Origin of the sequence: Chthoniobacter flavus Ellin428 (assembly GCF_000173075.1) — a bacterium.
Classification (GTDB): Bacteria; Verrucomicrobiota; Verrucomicrobiia; order Chthoniobacterales; family Chthoniobacteraceae; genus Chthoniobacter; species Chthoniobacter flavus.
In genome coordinates this window covers 1-17,292 of the sequence record NZ_ABVL01000036.1, presented here as the reverse complement: position 1 = coordinate 17,292, position 17,292 = coordinate 1, and the positions used below count along the sequence as shown (strand labels likewise).

The following is a 17,292-nucleotide window of genomic DNA, read 5'->3' as shown; positions in this document are numbered from 1 at the left end:
GCCGATGGCCATGAGCTGTGGCGTGCCGTGGCGCCGGCGGACAAGATTGAGCCGATGCATCGCATCGCCAGCGCGGCTCTCGCCCCACGCCGTGCTCCGATGGCGAGCGGCGTCTATGTGTATTTCGGCTCGGCCCGGTTTGCTGGCCTACGATCTGCAGGGCAAGGAAGTGTGGCACAAGCCGCTGCCGATTCCGCTGGTCGAGTTTGGCACCGGCGCGTCGCCGATTTTGGCCGATGGCAAGGTGGTGATCGTGTGCGATCAGGACATGGGCTCGTACCTGCTCGCGGTGGATGCGAAGACGGGTCAGCAGGCGTGGCGCGTGGAGCGTCCGGGATTTTTGCGCAGCTTCTCCTCGCCGTTTTTGTGGAAGCACGATGGCACGGAGGAGATCGTGGTGGTCGGTGCGCTCCTGGTGAAAAGTTATGCGGTGAAGGATGGCCACGAGCTGTGGTCCTGTCAGGGCACGGCGCGCGTTTCGAATGCGACGCCGGTGGCGGGCGACGGGATGTTGCTCGTCTCGAGCTGGAATGTCGGTGGGGATGCGGGCGCGCGCATCACGATGGCGCCGTTCGAGGAATTTCTCGCGGCCAATGATGCGAATCACGATGGCGTGCTGACGAAGGAGGAGTTTCCGCCGGGGCCGATCCGCGATCGCTTTTCGCAGATGGACGTGAACAAGGACGGCAAGGTGACGCGCGAGGAATACGAGCACATGCGGGATATGTTCTCGGAGGCGGTAAACCAGATGTTTGCCATCCGCCCCGGTGGGCATGGCGACATCACGAAGACGAATGTGCTGTGGAGCGTCTCGCGCCATTTGCCCTATGTGTCATCGCCGCTCCTTTACGACGGGCGGGTGTATGCGGTGAAAAATGGCGGGCTGGCGTCGTGCTACGACGCGCACACGGGAGAGATTGTTTATCAGGCCGAGCGGCTGGATGTGCCGGGGGATTATTATAGTTCCGCGGTGGCGGCGGATGGGCGCGTGTATGTCACGTCGCAGAAAGGAACGGTGGTGGTGATCGATGCCGGACGCGACGTGAAGGAGTTGAAGGTGCTGGCGCGCAATGCAATCGGGGAGCCGGTGTTTGCCACACCGGCGTTGGTGGATGGGCGGATTTTTCTTCGCACCGACAAGCATCTTTTCGCCTTTGGCGAGAATTAGTTCACCGACACGTACGGGATCGTCATGGGACCTTGCGGTAACACGGCGATGCGGGTGTCGGATTGCAGACGCGCCCGCACGGTGCCGGCGATGTCGCGGCAGGGGATGAGATGCGCGGCGCGGACGGTGTCTTCGTCGAGCGCGCTGTGCAGTTGGATCTCCGCGCGGCGCTGGATCAGGGCCTGGATCTGTCCCGCCCATTGCTCGGCGAAGGTGAATCCCGGCTCCGCCAGTTTCGCGAGGAGCGCTTCGCCATCCGGCACGCTGCGGATCAACTGATCATGCGGGCTGCCGGCGGGGATGCCTTCGCGGCATTCGGCGGCCATGATGATCAATCCGCCATCGCGCACGACCAACTCCGCGGCACGCATGCCCTTGCCGCTCTGGTAGAGATTCATATCAAGCGGGTAACCGCTGTTCGTGGTGATGACGATATCGAATTGTCCGGGGACTTTTTGCATCGCGCTGGCGCGGACGAATTCCGTGCCGACGCGGTGCGCGGCGATAAGATCACCGGCAAAAACGCCGGTGATCTGGCGATGATGATTCAGCGATACATTGAGCAGAAAACTCGGCCCGATGCGCAGGGCGATATCGCGCATTTCCTCCCAGATGGGGTTGCCGACGGTGACGCCGAAGGTGGCGCGGCGGTCGCCGATATTGTGCACGCCGTGATTGCTCTGCACGGTCTTGAGGGCGGCCACGCCAGGCATGATGCCTTTCGGTCCGCCGCTGAAACCGGCGAAGAAATGCGGTTCGATGAAACCGGTGATGATGCGGATGTCGGCGTCCACGAGGTGGCGATTGATCAACGCCGGCACGCCGGTGCGCGTGGTGCCGAAAGCCACGCAGGCATCGTCGTTGTGCGGCTCGTGGTTGACGCAGCGATAGTTGGCGACGACCGCGGGGGTGAGCATTTGCTCGAGCTCGGTGCGGTTATTCGGGCGATGCGTGCCGAGCGCATTCAGCAGCGTGATGTCCTCGCGCCGCACGCCCGATGCTTCGAGATATTCGAGCAGCCAGGGGATGACCCGCTCGTTCGGCATCGGGCGGGTGATGTCGCTGTGGACGATGGTCACGCGCTTGCCGCGGATCGCTTGTTCGCGTAGCGGCGCCATTTGCACCGGAGCGTCGAGGGCGGCGTAGATGGCGGCGCGTTCGTCTTTCAGGCCGGGCTCGTCGCGAGGTTCGATGACCGTGGTGCGGTCTTCGGGTAAGTCGATTTCGAGAGTGCCGCGGCCGTAGGCGAGAGGGATCTGCATCGTCCTAGACTGCCGTCGATTTCGTCGCTGTCCAGCGTGGGGAAGGGGGTCGGGCGCACTGATGCTCACCTATCGAGCGTCAGCGAGCCCGCGCCTAGATTGTCATCCTGAGCTTGCTAAAGCCGAGTCTGCGGGCCTCCTATGGGACTGTGGGGCAAACCTCTGATCTCCTGTGGGTGGAGGTGGTGGAGAAATTCGACGCGTGACCACGCATAGTCGGGGGAAGCTCCGCACAAAAACCCACGGAAGTCAGAGATCGTTCGACTGCGCCCATGCTTCCCCGCTTCGCTCAGGATGACGGCGTTTTTTTGGAGCCGCCGCCTGACCGCTCTCCCCTGCGCTACTTCTTCCTCGGCAATGGGGATTCGTTGTCGGTGGTGATGGCCAGAGTCGTGGGCGAAATGCCGTTGAGGTAGCTTTCCAGGACGATCTTCGTTACGGGCGACCGGTCCGTCACCGGCAACGAGAAATAGCGGACGTGATGTTTTTTCACGACGCCTTCGGCCCGCTTGGAGCCGGGGACGTCTTCGCCACTCGGGTAGTCGATAAACACATCGCCGGTGTAGAGTTCTTCGACCTGCTTCTGGCCGTCGGCGTGCTCGATACTCACCTTCATCGCCGGCTTGTGTGAATCCGGCCGACCGCCCCAGCCGGCGACGCCCCCGAGAAAATGCAGGTTGCCGATCGGATAGCCGACGGGAATCTCCACCCGCTGCGGCATGGTGCCGGCATAGGTTTCATTGTGCTCACTATTCTTGAGCACGATGGCGTTGCCGCCGGTCGGCGTGGTGCTCGGGTCGGGCAGGGCGAAGGGCACGCCCTCCACGGTGACCACGCCGTAGTGTTTCGGCTGCACCGTGTCATCCTTCGCCGCGCGCGAATTGTAGAGGCCCTGCAACGTGTCGGTGGTGAAGACGCTGTCGAGATTGAGCGCGCGATATTTGGCGTTGCCGCCGCGCAGATAGGCGAGAATGTCGCGAAGGGTATCGGCGCCGAGGGACTCGAAGCCCTCGGGCATGAGCGAGAGGCCGGTGTCCTGCCGCGATTTGATATCGGCAATCTTGATGTCCTGCGAAGCGCCGCCGGGTAGATGCAGGGTGAGCGTGTTCTCGTTCTCGCGAGCGATGATGCCCACGGCATAGGTGCCGTCCTTGAGCGCGATGCTCCAGGTGCGGTGCTCGTTGTCGACCACGCGGCTGGGGTCGATGATGTGAATGAGCAATTCATTGGTGCCGTGCACGCCCATGCCATCGAGCACCGGGCCGACGTCCTGGCCCTGGCCATTGAACTTGTGGCAGATCGCGCACGTGGTGGTGAAGGCGGCTTTGCCTTTCTCCACATCGCCCGGCTTGCTTTCGATCTCGGGCAAGAGCTTCGCAATGATTTCGTCCTTGGCGGGATTGGTGCCGCTGCCGAGTTCGCTGATCGATTTCGCGGCGCGCCTGGCCACCGCTGGATCGGGATGCAGACGCAATTTGCTGAGGCGCGCCGGGCCGAGCAGCGCGGGTTTGATGTCCTTCGCTTCGAGCGCGTCGAGGATGTCATTTGCCCACTCAGACCGGGTGGTTAGCGCATCGAAGAGTGCGGTCTGCGCGGTGGAGGTGAGTTCGGGCAGCTTGGCGACCAGCGGTTTGCCGAGCGCGGGATCGCCGGTGGCGGTGAGCGCGGCGATGGCGTCGAGTCCGAGCTGGCCGGGCGCGTTCACGAAATTCAGCACGGCGGGAAGGATGCGCGCATCGGCGGCACGAGAGTGGACGAGTCCGCGAATTTCCACGGCGCGCGCGTCGTCGGACATCTTCGCCTCGGTGAGGTTCTTTAACTTGGGGTCAATGAGGCCGGGCAGTGAGGCTTTCAAAGCACCGGTGGTGTCCCACGCGACGGCGAAGGGCAGGGCGCTAGTGGAAAGTCCGGTGGGCGAGGCCAGCAACGTTTTCAGGGCGTCGTTCAAACCCGTGGTGTCGGCGGGAGCGGGCGGCATTTTCTTCGCCGCGGATTCGAGCACGGTCAGCGCGAGAGGTTCAGCTTCCGGCGCGGCTTTCGACGCGGCTATGATGACTCTCGCCAACGCCGCGCTGCCGTCTTTTTCGGACAGCGAACTCGCGAGCGAACCGGCGAGATCCAGCAATGCATTACTCGGTGCACCGTGCATGGCGAGTGCGGCTTCCAGAACCGGGCCGGCATTGGAAGAAGCGGCGGCCGTGGCCGCGCTGCGCGACCAGTCATCGTTGAGCTTGGGCAGCGCGGTGAGCAGCGAGGCGGCGGTTTCCGGTGTGAGCGGACTGGAGGAGATGGCGCGCAAAGCCAACAGGCGGACACGAGCATCGGCATCGTTGAGCAGCGCGGTGACGTCCACGGTGCTCTTTTCGCCGAGCGCTTCGGCGACCAGCAGCGCGGACTTGCGCACATCGGCATCGTCGCTCTTCAGGGCAGCCCGCAGGGTTTGCGGCGTGAGCCTGTTCAACCGCTCCAGCGCCCAAAGGGCGAGGATGCGCGCGGGGGCGAATTTTTCACCCTCGGCCATGGCGGTGAGTTGCGGGATCACGCTGGCGGCATCGGCGCGATCCATCAGCAGGCGATGCGCGGTGAAACGGGTGAGCTTGTTGGGATCGAGGAAGGCCTTCACCAGCGTCGGGGCATCGGCCTGGGTGAGGTCGGGCATGACGAGCGGTTTGGCCGCGTCATTCTGGATGCGATAGATGCGGCCGAAATAGTGGTCGCGATCGGGGCGCACGCTCGCGCCCGATTTACTATGCAGCGGGCCGCGGGTGTCGCTGTGCGCCACGACCGGGCAGTAGAAATCGAGCACGTACATCGCGCCATCCGGGCCGAATTCCACATCGACCGGGAAGAACCAGAAATCATGCGCGCGCAGCCATTCGCGATCGGTGGGTACGGGTTCCCCGGTGAAGGTCGGGCCGGTGGCGACGAGCTTTTCGCAATGAATGATGTCGAGGATCGGTTCGGTGCAGAAGACGGTATTGTTCCACTCCGCGGGCCACGCGCCGGCCTCGTAGACCGTGCTCGCGCAGGCCGAGCTGTAGCCGCCGACGACATCGATCTGCATGAAGGGCGCGCGATCCGGCATATCCGGGCGGATGACCTTGCGCTGGTTGATGACGCTCTCCGCGCTGACCGCTTTGCCGGCTTTGCCCTTGTTCAGAATCCATTCCGGCAGCACAACGTGCTGCACCGGGTTTCCGCTCGTCGCCTGGCCGAAGAAGAGCTCGCCGTTGCTCGTCACTTCGCCGCCGAAGCTGTTGCCGCCTTTCGAGGAGACTTGCTCGATGGCCGAGCCGTCGGGCTTGAAGCGGAACATGCCGGAGCTGAGGTGCGCTTTCACTTCGGGATGAATCACCGAGCTGACGTCCGGGCCGCTGCCGGTGTCGGTGTAGATCCAGCCATCGGGCGCGACGATCATGTGATTGGCGACGAAATGGGTGTCGCCTGGCGTGAAGCCGGTGTAGAGCCGCTCGACTTTTTGCGCCGCGCCTTCGCCGTGGATGAAGACGATGTCCGGCTGGTGCACGGCGATGACGCCGTCGCCGTAGAGGCAGAAGCCGGTGACGAGTTCGAGGCCTTCGTAAAAGACCGTCTTCCTGGTGAACATGCCCTGCGCATCGGGTTCGCTGAGGATGCTGATACGATCGCGGGCCGGCCGGTCGTATTTGCCCGGGACGAGCACGCCGGTTTCCTTCCACGCGTCGGTGACGAGTGGGCGGCGCCCGTTCGGATACTCCGGCGTTTCGGCGATCCACAGGCGGCCGCGCGCGTCCCATTGCATGGCGATCGGCTTGGTGATGAGCGGTTCGCTGGCAATGGCGCGGGCCTGGAAGCCGGGCTGCAGGTCGAAGGATTTCACCGTGTCGGCGGCGAGGCGCGCGCCATTTTTCGGATAACGCAACATGGCGAGGTCTTCCTGGCGGCACAACTCGTCGGCGTTCTCGTGTTTCGCCGCCCAGGCGATGCCGCGCAGGATGAAGCTGCGAATGCTCGGGTGCTTCAGCGATTCCGGCTGATCTTGGCAGAAAGGACGAACGCGCGATGCTGGTCCGCGCCTTCGTAGGTCCACATCTGCGGCTGGAGGTCGAAGACATTGGCGCGATCATCGCGCGCGGATTTCTTTTTGTCGTCCCGCTTTACGGTGACCTTCGAGGTGAAGGCGGAAGCGAGGACATCGATCGCGTCTTCGCGGTCGAGGTCGTAATAGGTTTCGTCATCGAGATCGAAGGGCGTGGCCGATTTCGTGATCGGATGCGAATCGGTGAGGGTGAAGAGCATCAGCTTGTTGGCAAACTTGTGGCTCTGGCTGGTCCACGCCGCGCCGGCGAGCGGCTTCCACCAACTCGCTTCACCCGAGGCGATGCCGTTGCCGAGGACCACGAGGCCGCCGCCGCGTTTGGCGAACGCCTCGAGGGCTTCGCGATGGGCCGTGCCGCCGGCGATGACCAGCACATCGGTGTGCGCGAGGGCGCTGTCGTCGAGCTCGGCCGCGGTTTGCACTTCGGCGCCGCCTTTCTGGATCAAGGCAGGAAGAGCATCGCGCAGTTCTGGGGAATCGGCGACGACCAGGACTTTGATCGGCGCGGCCAATGCGGAGACGGTGACGAAGAAGGCCAGAAGGACAGGGATGAAGCGCGGCATATGGGTGATGCCTCAGTAGACCACAGCTCGGGTGGCTCGTTAGCAGCGGCGCGCTATGCAGAATCCACATTCGTTCTGGGCGGATTCCACATGGAGCGCCATCTCCTCGCGGACTCGGCTTTCGACTGCGTGCCCCGCCGCCGTCGCCCACCGGGGTACTTCGCTCAGAATGACCGCGGGAAGAGGGCGCCGGCATGTGTTCTCGCGGCATCGACGGAGCGGTGGCCCGCCCATGACCTGTGGCCATTATTCCCTTCCGCCATCTCGGCCCTCCGGAGCGTGTTCTGCTGAGCCGCGCTATGTCGGTGCGCCTTACGGCGTTTCCTTCGTCTTCCCCGTGGCAAGGAATTCCACCACGTCGCGCAGGTCGCGTTTGCCGAGGACGTCGGCCAGGCCGGGAGGCATCGGGCTGGGGGCGTGGGTGCGCTCCTTGATGTCCGAGGTCTTGATCGTTTGCTTCTTGCCATCGGCGATGTTGGTGATGGTCAGTTCGTCGGGCGTCTCGGCATTGAGTATGCCGAGGACGACATCGCCGCTGTTCAAGGTGAGCAGCACGCTGTCATAACCCGGGGCGATCTTCGCATTTGGGTCGACGATGCTTTCGAGAATGTAATTCCGATCCCCGGGCTTGCTGATTTTCGCGAGATCGGGACCGACGTCCCCGCCCACGCCTTTGAACTTATGGCAGCGCATGCACGCGGCTTCGGCCTTTTCGGCAAAGACTTCGTGGCCGTGTTTCGCGTTACCGCCCTCCATGCAGTCGCGCCACTTGGCGAGCGGGTCCTTGCTTTGCGCGAACTTGTCTTCGCGCGCGGCGACGCGGCGCTTGATCTCCGCGTTGTTGCGCTTCGCCGCGGCTTCCATGAGGTCGAGCGACAGCCCGGCTGGCAGCTTGTTGGCATCGAGCTTGTCGAGTTCTGCGAGAAGGACTTTGTCCGCCGCCGGCACCTGCAGCGAGCCGATGGTGGCGAGGGCTGCCTGCTTTTCGCGGAGCGTGCCATCGTCGAGCACCGGCGCGTTGAGCGTCACCGCATCGGCAGGCGAGACCTTCACGGCCAGCTCGCGCGCGGCGGCGAGCAGCGGCTTGTCGGTATCGGCCACGGCGATCTTGATGCCGTCGGCGAGTTTCGCGGACTCCATCGTGCCCAGCGCACGGAGGGCGGCGGCGCGGGTTTTGCCGCCGAGGCTGTGGTCGCCGACCAGCGCGAGGAGGAAATCCTGGCTGGCGGTGACGTGCAGGTCACCGGCCATGCCGGCCGCGGCGAGGCGCATTTTTTCCGACGGCTCGCGCAGGAGCGCGGGAATGATTTTCGCCGCAGAGGCGACGGGCGCCTCGGCATTGCGCGAGGGCGGCAGCGGGTGCCACAGGCCATTCACGCGGTCGCGATGGAAGGGTTCGTTCCAGTCGGCGAGCGCATCGAGCGCGTCGAGGCGCACGGCCTCGGGCACCTTGGTGCTGCCGGCGATTTTGGTGAGACGACGCGCGGCCTCGGGAGTGCCGATGAGGAAATTGGCGTCGATGGCCCGGCGGCTCAGCGGCTCGGCCAGGCCGGGTTTTTCCGCGAGCGCGGCGAGCTGGCGCAGCGCCGCGGGAATTGGCCCATCGTGAATGGCGCGCGCGGCTTCGAGCACGAGTTGCGGCACCTTGTCGTGCAGAAAGAGCGCGACCTGCGGGCTGTGCTGGCGGGCGAGCGTGAGCAGGGCGACGGTGCGCACGGCTTTCGATTCGTTCGTGGCCGCCTTGAGGAGTGTCGCTTCATCGGCCAGCACGGCCAGCGAGGTGACCACGGCGTGGCGCACGAAGGGATCGGAGTCGTTGTTCAATTCGCGCTGCGCGATGAGCGCCGGCACGGCTTCCTTGAAGCCGAGCTTGCCCAGCGCCTGCGCGGCGAAGAAACGCACGCGCGGTTCCGAATCCGCGAGCAGACGGATCACCAGGTCCACCTCGCTCTTGCTGCCGGTTTCGCCGACGTATTTCGCCCACTGCGCGCGCACTTCGGGTTCCTTGTCCTTGGCCAGCGCGACGAGCGATTTCGCGATTTCGCGATCGTGATGATGACGTGCGTGTTGCGAGATGCCCCAGATGGCGTGCAAACGCATGAGCAGGGGATTCTTTTCCTGCAGCGCGGCCTGCACGAGCGCGTCGAGTTCGCCGCGCTTCACGAGCTCGAATTGCGCGGCCATACGCAACCGCTGATCGGCATGAGCGAGCGTATTGACGAGCTCCTCAGTGCTGAACTTCCCAACGCCCTCGGCGAGCAATCGCTTGGTTTCCTGCACGAGCGGGCTGGCGTCTACTTCCGGATCGTGCACACGGAAGATGCGGCCCTTGGCGGTCTTGTCCCAGCCGTAGACCCAGTCGAGCACATACACGCCGCCGTTCGTGCTGAACTGCACGTCGCTCGGATACAGGTTCCAGAGCAGCTTGCCGGTCATCTGCGCGGGCTTGTTGTCCTGGAGAACGTCGTTCGGATTATCCACCGTGTAGCTCGCGCCTTTCGGCTTGAGCGCGAAGGAACGCACGCCGCCCGGAAAATCCGCGTAGAAGAAATGATCGGCGTAACGATCGGGCAGGCCGGTGCCGGGATAGTGCGCGATGCCCGCGGGGCCGTGGCCGATCAAGCCCACCGGCGGGAGCAACTGCAGATTCGTCGGATTGTTGTCGAGGTGCCACATGCCCTCCGAATTCCACGGGCCGAGCTTGGGCAGGAACTGCCAGCCGATGCGCCAGCCGTAGTCGCCGCCTTCCACCACGTGCGTCCAGCGCGCCTTGTCGCCGCCGTCGGCATTGTTGTCGCCGGTGAAAAGGTCGCCGAGATCGTTGAAGGCCAGCGATTGCGGGTTGCGCAGGCCGGTGGCGAAGATCTCCATGTTCGAGCCATCGGGATCGCAGCGGAAGACCGAGCCGCTGTCGGGATTGTCGAGGATCTTGCCGTCCTTGGTCGTGGCATGCGTGCCGGTATCGGCGATGGTCCAGTAGAGCCGGCCGTCGGGGCCGATCTTCGTCCCGTGCATGTCGTGGCCGCCATAGGCGATGTGCACGCCGAAGCCGGTGGCCAGTTGCTCGCGCGACGTCGCCTTGCCTTCCTTCGCGCCGTGAAAACGCCAGAGATTCGGGACGCAGGCAAACCAGACGTCATCGCCGCGCACGGCCACACCCGCCGCCGTGGTCGTCTCCAGCGTATGAAAATCCGTGGCGAAAATATTCGCGGTGTCGGCCTTCCCGGTGTTGTTGGCGTCTTCGACGAGCTTGATGTCTTCGCTCTCGATTTCCCAGTCGTGATAGTCGAACTGCCCGTCGCCATTGATATCGGCGTGATCCTTGGTCGGCTTGAGCTTCAGCGCCGGGTCGAGGGTCTTTTTGAGAAAGTTGATGCGATCCTCGACCGTGCGCATGGCCAGCGAATCGTCCAGCCAATCGGTGTTCTTGCGAATGTCGGGATCCGAGGTGCGGCGGCGATGCGTCTCCACCACGAAGGCGCGCCCTTTTTCATCGAAAGCAAACGCGACGACGTTTTCGATGAGCGGTTCCTCGGCCCAGAGATCGACCTTGAGACCCGGCGCGACGACGAATTTCTTCAACGCAATGTCCCCCGGGTCCGCGACCGAGACGTTCGCCGGGTCGCGGTCCTTCTTGCTCTTGCCATCACCGCCTTCCTCGGCCGCAGTCGGAGTCTGGGCGAAAGTGAGGGTCGGCAGAAAGATCAAGGAAGCAGCAGCGAAACGAAACAGGCGGTTCATGGGGTAAGGCGAAAAAACTCAATACCACACATCAACTTGATGCCGCGGGCAAGTAGCGAGAACTCGGGGGAGGGGGGAAGTTGATAGTGGATAGTGGATAGTTGATAGACCGCCGCCAGACCGCTTTTAGGCGGCGCTCCGCGCCGGGTATGGCCTCCATTCTCCGCGGAGCGGGCCAGCCAGCGGAAAAGAGGAGGACTATCAACTATCAACTCTCCACTATCAACTTTCCCGCCACTGGTTGCTCTTCACAGGCGTGTTGATAGCGATACAGAATCGCCGTCGCTGCCAGGCCGAAGAGCAATGCCGCCCCACCCATCGCCTGGCGCAGCCCGACGGAATCCGCGATGGCCGCGACGAGCAGCCCCGAAAAGGGCAGCACGCCGAAGAAGCTCATTCCTGTGAGCGCCGAGACCCGGCCGCGCAACGCATCCGGCGCGCGCTCCTGCACGATGGTATTGGCCAGGCCGAAGAGCGTGGACGTGCCGCCGGTCATGAAGACCAGCGCCGCCATCGCTTCGTAGAGATTACGCGCCTGCGAAAAACCAAACATGGCCAGGGCGATGATCGCCGCCGCACCGCGCAGATAGGTCCGGCGATGCTGCCCCGCAATGCGCAGCAGCCAGAGCGACCCGACGAAAGCCCCGACGCCCGACGACGCCATGAGAATGCCGAATTTCTCCTCCGGCACGTGCAAGACGTAACGGCAGAAGTTCGACATGGTGATCATGAAGAACGGCGAGATGCAGGTGGTGATCGACATGAGCAGCAGGATCATCGTGCGCGTCGGGCGATCGCCGCGAATGTATTTCCAGCCTTCGCTCATGCCGGTCTGACGTTGGGCTTCCTCCTCCGCCGTGCCCACGGGCCGCGAAGGAAGGGTGAAGAGTGCAATGATCATCGCCAGGAAGCTCGCCGCATTGGCGAAAAACGCCGAGGCCGTGCCCATGACCTGCATGAGCCAGCCGCCCAGCGCCGGACCGGCCGTGCGGGTCGCGTGGAAAAGCGAACGGTCCACCGAGATCGCGGCGCGCAGACGCTCGCGGCCCACGAGTTCGGGGATGAGCGCCGAGGCCGCCGGCATTTCAAACGCCGCGCTTGTCCCGAGACACACGCCCGCGATCAGGATGTGCCAGACCGAGATCTCCTTAATATACACCAGCCAGCCCAGCGACACCGCGGTGATGATCTGCACGATCTGCGTCAGGAGCAGGATGCGCCGCTTGTCGTGCCGGTCGGCGAGCACACCGCCCCAAGAGGCGAAGACCAGCATGGGAATGCCCGAGGCGAAATTGAGAAGACCGAGGGTAAAGTTGCTCTTGGTTAGCCCGGCCACGACCCAGCTTTGGGCCATCATCTGCATCCAGGTGCCGAGCATGGAGATAGTTTCACCCGTCATGTAACGGGCGAAGGGAGCGTGCTTGAGCACCGCCCAAGGGCTGGCGGGTTTTTCCAAGGCAGGGGTCGAAGGAGAGTCGCTCACAAGAGTAAAACCGAGTTTTCGGGGCAGCGGGCCGGAGACTGGATCACAAAGGAGTTGACGACTCAAGCGGTTGTTTCATACTTCTGTTTCAAACAAGCATTTGAAACTGATGTTGGCCGCCGCCGAAATCGCTGTAATCCAGGATACCCGCCGCAGACTCCTCTTTGCGGCTGGGGAGGTATTTGCCGAGCGGGGCTTCCACCAGGCCACCGTTCGGGAGATCACCGAACGCGCTGGGGTCAACGTCGCCGCCGTCAATTACCACTTCCGTGACAAGGCCGAGCTCTACCGCGTCGTGCTTAAGGAGTGCCATTGCCATTCCGAGTCGATGGGCGGCCCCATGCCGGTGGAAGGCGATACCGCAGAGGATCGCCTGCGTTGTTTCGTTGATGCCTTTCTCCATCGCCTGCTGCACCCGGACCGCCCCGCGTGGCAGGGTCTGCTCATGGCGCGGGAGATGACCCAGCCGACCGATGCTCTGGATGCGTTGGTCGAAGAATGCATCCGTCCGTGCTCGCGCGATCTCGAGGTCATTATCCACGAGCTCACCGGCGGCAAACTCTCGAAGGACCGCGAGTGGATGCTGGCTTTCAGCGTGGTCAGCCAGTGCCTTTTCTATCTGCACGATCGTCCCCTCATCGAACGGCTTTACCCAAAACTCGCCATCCAACCACCCACCATCGAGCAACTCGTGGAGCACATCCATGCGTTCTCGCTGGCCGCCATCCGCGCCGCCCAATGAATACCCGTCGCCGTTTCAAGAATCTGATTCCGCCGCACGACGATCCGCAGCATCGCCGCCGCGTGCCCGTGCCGTTCAGCGCGAACCGCAAGCGCGCCGACAAAGGCGCCGGTGCCGCGTGGCTGTTCGCGGATTTTCTCGCCGCGTGCATGACCCTGCCGCCGGATCAATTGGCGGATTTGGAGTAAGGATTCCGTTCTTAATCTTACTCTTAATCATAATCTTACTCTTCCACCACCAAGGCGGGATTAAGATTACGATCAGGATTAAGATTAAGAACTGAGCGCGCGGACGCGCTCAGAGCCACCCTTGCTCCTCCACCCACCGCCACGCCGCGGACATGAGCCGATAACCAAAATGCCCCTGCGGCTCGGTGATCAGGCTCGCGCCCGCCCAGAGTGATTGCAGCTCCGCGATGTCTTCCGCGCGCGCAATGGTGTCGTATTTCCCTGCCGCGAGCAGCACGCGTTCCGTGCCGCAGAGCGGCTCCCCGTGCATCGGTGAGGTGAGCGGGAACGCCCGCGCGGGTAAGTCTCGCTCGATGCCGATCCGCTGTAACTCGCGCCGCAACGCCAGCCCGGTGGGCGATTGCCAGATCGCGTGGTCGACATTGACGATCGGCTCCAGGAGCGCGACGAAACGAAAATCGCGCTCCACCGAAGCGAGCAGCGCGCCAATCCAGCCGCCGTAGCTGCATCCCCAGACGCCAAATTCATTCACGCCTTTGGTGCGCAGCCAGGCCATGAGCTGGCGCAGTTCGGTCACGCCCTGGCGCAGTCCTTCGGCGTTGCGCACGAGATTGGCGGTGATGGCCAGTTCGCCATTCCGATGCCCGCGCGGGACGCGCGAGTAGTGATACGGCAGATGCACAAAACACGCGCCCCAGCCCGCGGCATTGAAGCGCGCCGCCCAACGGCGATAACCGGTATCGCTGGCCGACATGAGGGCGTGGAGAAAGAGCACCGTCGGCGCGTCGGGTCGTCCCGGCGCGGGGAAATGTAAGGCGTAGGCGTGATCGTTTTCGAGGAAACCGCTGGCGATGGGGCTGCCCCAGGTGAGGACGTTGGGCACGGCACCGTTGGCTACGGTGATTTCCGCGGGTGAGGCGCGGTAGTACTCATCGCGCGACAGCGCCACGTGGCTTTCGATGTATCGCGTGAGCGCCTCGCGGCTGGTGCCATCCAGCCGATGCCGCCGCTGAATGGCATACATCATCCCACACATCGCGGTATCCAGTGCGCGCGCACTGAGTCGTTGGAAGTGGTGACGGAGCACGAGGAGTGAAAAGTGAAAGTGAAGTGGAAAGTGAGGCCGCTGGTTTGCGGGGGATTCCGGCAGTCTCCACGCGGCTATCAACTATCAGCTATCAACTATCAACTTTCTTTACACCCGCCCCTTCCTCCGCGCCGGCGGCTGCGGAAGATCCCATTCGGTGAGCTGAAATCGCTCCTTCAATTCCGCATAAAGCGCGCGCAACGATTCCGCGAGGCGCATTTCGAAAGCGGCCCGCGCTTCCTTGCCGTCGCCTTCGAAATACAGCGGCTCGCCAAAGGCGATCCAGGCCCGGCTCCTGCGAAACGGGATCCAGTTGCGGTGGGTGTAGAGCTGATCCGCGCCGATCAAGACGCACGGCACCACCGGCGCGCCGCTCAGTTGCGCCAGGCCAGCGAGGCCGGGTTTCAGTGGCGCGCCTTCGAGCACGGAGTTTTTGCCATCGCAGATGCCGCCTTCCGGAAAAATGCCGACGACGCGTCCGCGCTTCAGGCGCTCCAGCGTTTCCCGGGTTGCGGCGCGGTCGGCCGCCTTTTCACGATCCACGGGAAAGGTATCCACCGCATGCATCCAAACCCCCACCGGCCAGGGATGATACAACTCCCGCGTGGCCATCCAGTCGATCTTCCGATGCGTGGTCGCGGTGAGAAAAGGCGGGTCGAAATGGCTGATGTGATTCGACACCAGCAGCCAGCCTCCGGGCAGCCAGGTCCGTTCGCGGTGAAGGACATGGGTCTTCGACACCGCGCCGAGGATCAGCTTCACCGAGGAAGCGGGTAATCATGTAAGCGAGCCAAGGCACTTGGAAAGGATAGTTGAGAGTTGATAGTTGAGAGCCGCGTAGAGACTGCCGGAATTCCTCGCAAACGGGAGACTCACCTTCTACTTCCGCAGTTGAGCACCTGCGTAGCGTCCACCAGAATCTCCGTAAACCGGCAGCCTCGCTTTCGATGCATCGATTACCGCTTTTTCGGCGGGGGCTCGGCGGCGAAGGCCTGGAGATACTGCTCGCTGGCTTTTACCACCTGAATTTCTCCATGGCTGTTGGACACGGTGACCACCCAGCCCAGCAGGTTGCCACCGCTCTTGTAGTGCTCGTGTGCCGAACGGGTCACATGGCCTTCCACGTCGCCCGCCTCGGCGAGGACGACTTCGGATTTGCGCGGATCGATCGTCAGCGGTTTCTCCCCTTCGCCCGCGCGGAACCAATTACCGCTGGTCGCGTAACGTCCAACCCAAAACCAGTGTACCGTGACGGCTGCCGATGTGGTTCCCAGATTGCCGACGTTGATCTGCAGGGTCTCGCTGTGCGTGGTGGTTTTGCGGGTGGCCTCGGGGTTGGGCGCCGTGCCTTCGGAGACGGCCCGTCCTGCGCTCACGTTGCGCGCGTCGAGGGTGAGCGTCGTGTTGACAACGGTGGGCACCATCGCTTTGGGGATTTCTTTGGAGTATTTGCCCGCGCCGAGAAGAGGGCCGAGTGAGAGGAAAAAGACGAGGAGGAACGAGAGACCTTTCACGGGGAGCGACTTCTTACGAATGCGTTGACTGCGGCGTCAGCAACGGAAGCGGGTGGCGTCCGTCTTTGCGATAGATGATGAAATCGGAATCGACGGTGCAGATCACCGAGTGACGACGCATTTCCGCCATGCGCACCACGCACGCGTCCGCCAGCGACATGGGAACATTCGCATAGCGATGCCACAACGCGCGCACCGCGTGGACTTCCGCTGGCAGAACGAAATCGCAAATCAATTCCCGCCGTTCCACCCATTCCAAAATCTTTTCCTGCGCCGGACGGAGCTTGCGAAGGAGAAAGAGCGCTTCCGTTAGCACCGCTTCGCAGAGGTGAATTTCGCCATTAAACCCCGACAGCTTTTCTGCGGCCCACGCGTGATGATGATCCCCGGCATCGAGCAGGGCTACCAGCGGTCCGGTATCGAGAATCAAGCTGCCCATCTTAAATACGCCCGAAGTCCTCCATGTGTTTTGGGTTCGAAGATAAGTCTCCAACGCCGCTGTTGACGATGCCGCAGCCGTCAACGAATCGTGCGGTCTTCTTGGAGGGAGAGGATGGGCTCGGCTCGTTGAGTACGCGCAGGATTCCTTCCAGAAAAAGCTCGCGAAGTTTCCGTCCGCGAAGGGCAGCTTCAGCTTTGGCTCGCCGAAGAAGGTCCTCCGGCAAATCAATAGTCGTCTTCATAAAGCAAGTTTTACAGCTTTATGGTTTACTGTCAATTTTCGTATCCTAACCCAAGTTCGACAGTTACGAAGTTAGTTGGGTTGATTTTGAAGGGCTTACGTTGATTAAAGGCGGTTTTTCTCCACTACATTTTCGATGATTTTCGGACGCGTGGGCAGTTTCAGGCCCAAGTGAGCCAGCAGATCGGCGGCCAGCGGTTCGGGTTTGCTGACTAGGCGCAGCCGGGTTTCGCCGCGGTCACGGACGTTGAACAAGAGGTCCATGGAATGAATGGTGCCGAGTTCCTGCACCACTTGCCGAGCGGTGTCTCCCATGGCCTTGGCTTTGAGCCAGAGTTCCAAGGTGCGCCACATGACCAGCGCCAGGAAGCAGACCAGGATGTGGGCCTGCACCCGATCTTCTTTTTGATGAAAGACTGGGCGCAGTCCCAAGTCGCTCTTGCTGGTCCGAAAGGCGTCTTCGACTTCCGTCAGTTGGATATACCAACGCCAAAGCTTGCCGGGATCTTCTTCGGTGCAGTTGGTGCGCAGCAGATAGGCGCCATGGGCGGCTTGCGCCCATTCGGTTTTGCTCGGGTCTTCGCTGACGCGCAGTCCGACCGCGCGGCCTTTTCCCACGAGCACTTCGACTGCGAAGAGCTTTTCGGCGGCGGTATTGCGCCCAAGCCATTTGCCGATGCGCCGTTCGATCACCCGGGGTGACTTGGCCGGCTTTTTGCGCAACGCGGCATCGATCTGCGCGAGCTTCTTGCGCAGCCGCTCTTGTTGCCCGCGCAGCATGGCC

Annotated in this window: 14 protein-coding genes; 3 read left to right on the top strand and 11 right to left on the bottom strand. The window is 62.9% G+C overall.

Translation table 11 applies throughout. The annotated features are described in order from the left end of the window. The first annotated feature begins 115 nt into the window (after positions 1-115). Positions 116-1,168, top strand: a complete 1,053-nt coding sequence (locus CFE428DRAFT_RS30060) for an outer membrane protein assembly factor BamB family protein (protein WP_006983498.1) — start codon at positions 116-118, stop codon at positions 1,166-1,168. On the opposite strand, the gene CFE428DRAFT_RS30055 is transcribed toward CFE428DRAFT_RS30060, so the two are convergent. The 5 genes from CFE428DRAFT_RS30055 to CFE428DRAFT_RS34760 all read right to left on the bottom strand — a co-directional run bounded on the left by CFE428DRAFT_RS30055 (position 1,165) and on the right by CFE428DRAFT_RS34760 (position 12,295). After that, positions 1,165-2,430, bottom strand: a complete 1,266-nt coding sequence (locus CFE428DRAFT_RS30055; RefSeq protein ID WP_006983497.1) for a nickel-dependent lactate racemase family protein — start codon at positions 2,428-2,430, stop codon at positions 1,165-1,167. The genes CFE428DRAFT_RS30060 and CFE428DRAFT_RS30055 overlap by 4 nt on opposite strands. A gap of 340 nt (positions 2,431-2,770) precedes the next feature. Continuing rightward, positions 2,771-6,499 carry a PVC-type heme-binding CxxCH protein gene (locus tag CFE428DRAFT_RS30050; RefSeq protein ID WP_157447690.1) on the bottom strand — a complete coding sequence of 1,243 codons (3,729 nt, stop codon included), beginning with the start codon at positions 6,497-6,499 and terminating at the stop codon, positions 2,771-2,773. Beyond that, positions 6,430-7,071: a ThuA domain-containing protein gene (locus CFE428DRAFT_RS30045; protein ID WP_006983494.1), complete on the bottom strand. Its 642-nt coding sequence runs from the start codon at positions 7,069-7,071 to the stop codon at positions 6,430-6,432. Before CFE428DRAFT_RS30045 ends, CFE428DRAFT_RS30050 begins: the two co-directional genes overlap by 70 nt. A 312-nt stretch (positions 7,072-7,383) precedes the next feature. Further along, positions 7,384-10,812: a DUF7133 domain-containing protein gene (locus tag CFE428DRAFT_RS30040; protein WP_006983493.1), complete on the bottom strand. Its 3,429-nt coding sequence runs from the start codon at positions 10,810-10,812 to the stop codon at positions 7,384-7,386. A gap of 208 nt (positions 10,813-11,020) precedes the next feature. Beyond that, positions 11,021-12,295, bottom strand: a complete 1,275-nt coding sequence (locus CFE428DRAFT_RS34760) for an MFS transporter (protein ID WP_157447689.1) — start codon at positions 12,293-12,295, stop codon at positions 11,021-11,023. Positions 12,296-12,404: 109 nt separating this feature from the next. Between CFE428DRAFT_RS34760 and CFE428DRAFT_RS30020 the strand changes: the two genes are divergently transcribed. Both CFE428DRAFT_RS30020 and CFE428DRAFT_RS30015 read left to right on the top strand, forming a co-directional pair. Next, positions 12,405-13,037 carry a CerR family C-terminal domain-containing protein gene (locus CFE428DRAFT_RS30020; RefSeq protein ID WP_006983491.1) on the top strand — a complete coding sequence of 211 codons (633 nt, stop codon included), beginning with the start codon at positions 12,405-12,407 and terminating at the stop codon, positions 13,035-13,037. Further along, complete coding sequence (locus CFE428DRAFT_RS30015; protein WP_006983490.1) at positions 13,034-13,225, top strand: hypothetical protein; 192 nt, start codon at positions 13,034-13,036, stop codon at positions 13,223-13,225. The genes CFE428DRAFT_RS30020 and CFE428DRAFT_RS30015 overlap by 4 nt, the downstream gene beginning before the upstream one ends. A gap of 109 nt (positions 13,226-13,334) precedes the next feature. Here the strand turns inward: CFE428DRAFT_RS30015 and CFE428DRAFT_RS30010 are convergent, their stop codons facing one another. From CFE428DRAFT_RS30010 to CFE428DRAFT_RS29985, 6 genes are all read right to left on the bottom strand, one after another. Next, positions 13,335-14,312 (bottom strand): alpha/beta hydrolase, encoded by a 978-nt coding sequence (locus tag CFE428DRAFT_RS30010; protein WP_131990107.1) that lies wholly within the window; start codon positions 14,310-14,312, stop codon positions 13,335-13,337. Between the two features lie 108 nt (positions 14,313-14,420). Then, a complete protein-coding gene (locus CFE428DRAFT_RS30005; RefSeq protein WP_006983488.1) occupies positions 14,421-15,074 on the bottom strand; it encodes a lysophospholipid acyltransferase family protein in 654 nt (217 codons plus the stop codon). Positions 15,075-15,268: 194 nt separating this feature from the next. Beyond that, positions 15,269-15,826 (bottom strand): hypothetical protein, encoded by a 558-nt coding sequence (locus CFE428DRAFT_RS30000; RefSeq protein WP_006983487.1) that lies wholly within the window; start codon positions 15,824-15,826, stop codon positions 15,269-15,271. A gap of 13 nt (positions 15,827-15,839) precedes the next feature. Further along, positions 15,840-16,265: a type II toxin-antitoxin system VapC family toxin gene (locus CFE428DRAFT_RS29995; protein ID WP_006983486.1), complete on the bottom strand. Its 426-nt coding sequence runs from the start codon at positions 16,263-16,265 to the stop codon at positions 15,840-15,842. A gap of 1 nt (position 16,266) precedes the next feature. Further along, positions 16,267-16,509, bottom strand: a complete 243-nt coding sequence (locus CFE428DRAFT_RS29990) for a hypothetical protein (protein WP_042726106.1) — start codon at positions 16,507-16,509, stop codon at positions 16,267-16,269. A gap of 104 nt (positions 16,510-16,613) precedes the next feature. Beyond that, positions 16,614-17,292 (bottom strand): IS1634 family transposase (locus tag CFE428DRAFT_RS29985; RefSeq protein ID WP_042726105.1); only part of this gene is annotated, 679 nt, incomplete at its 5' end.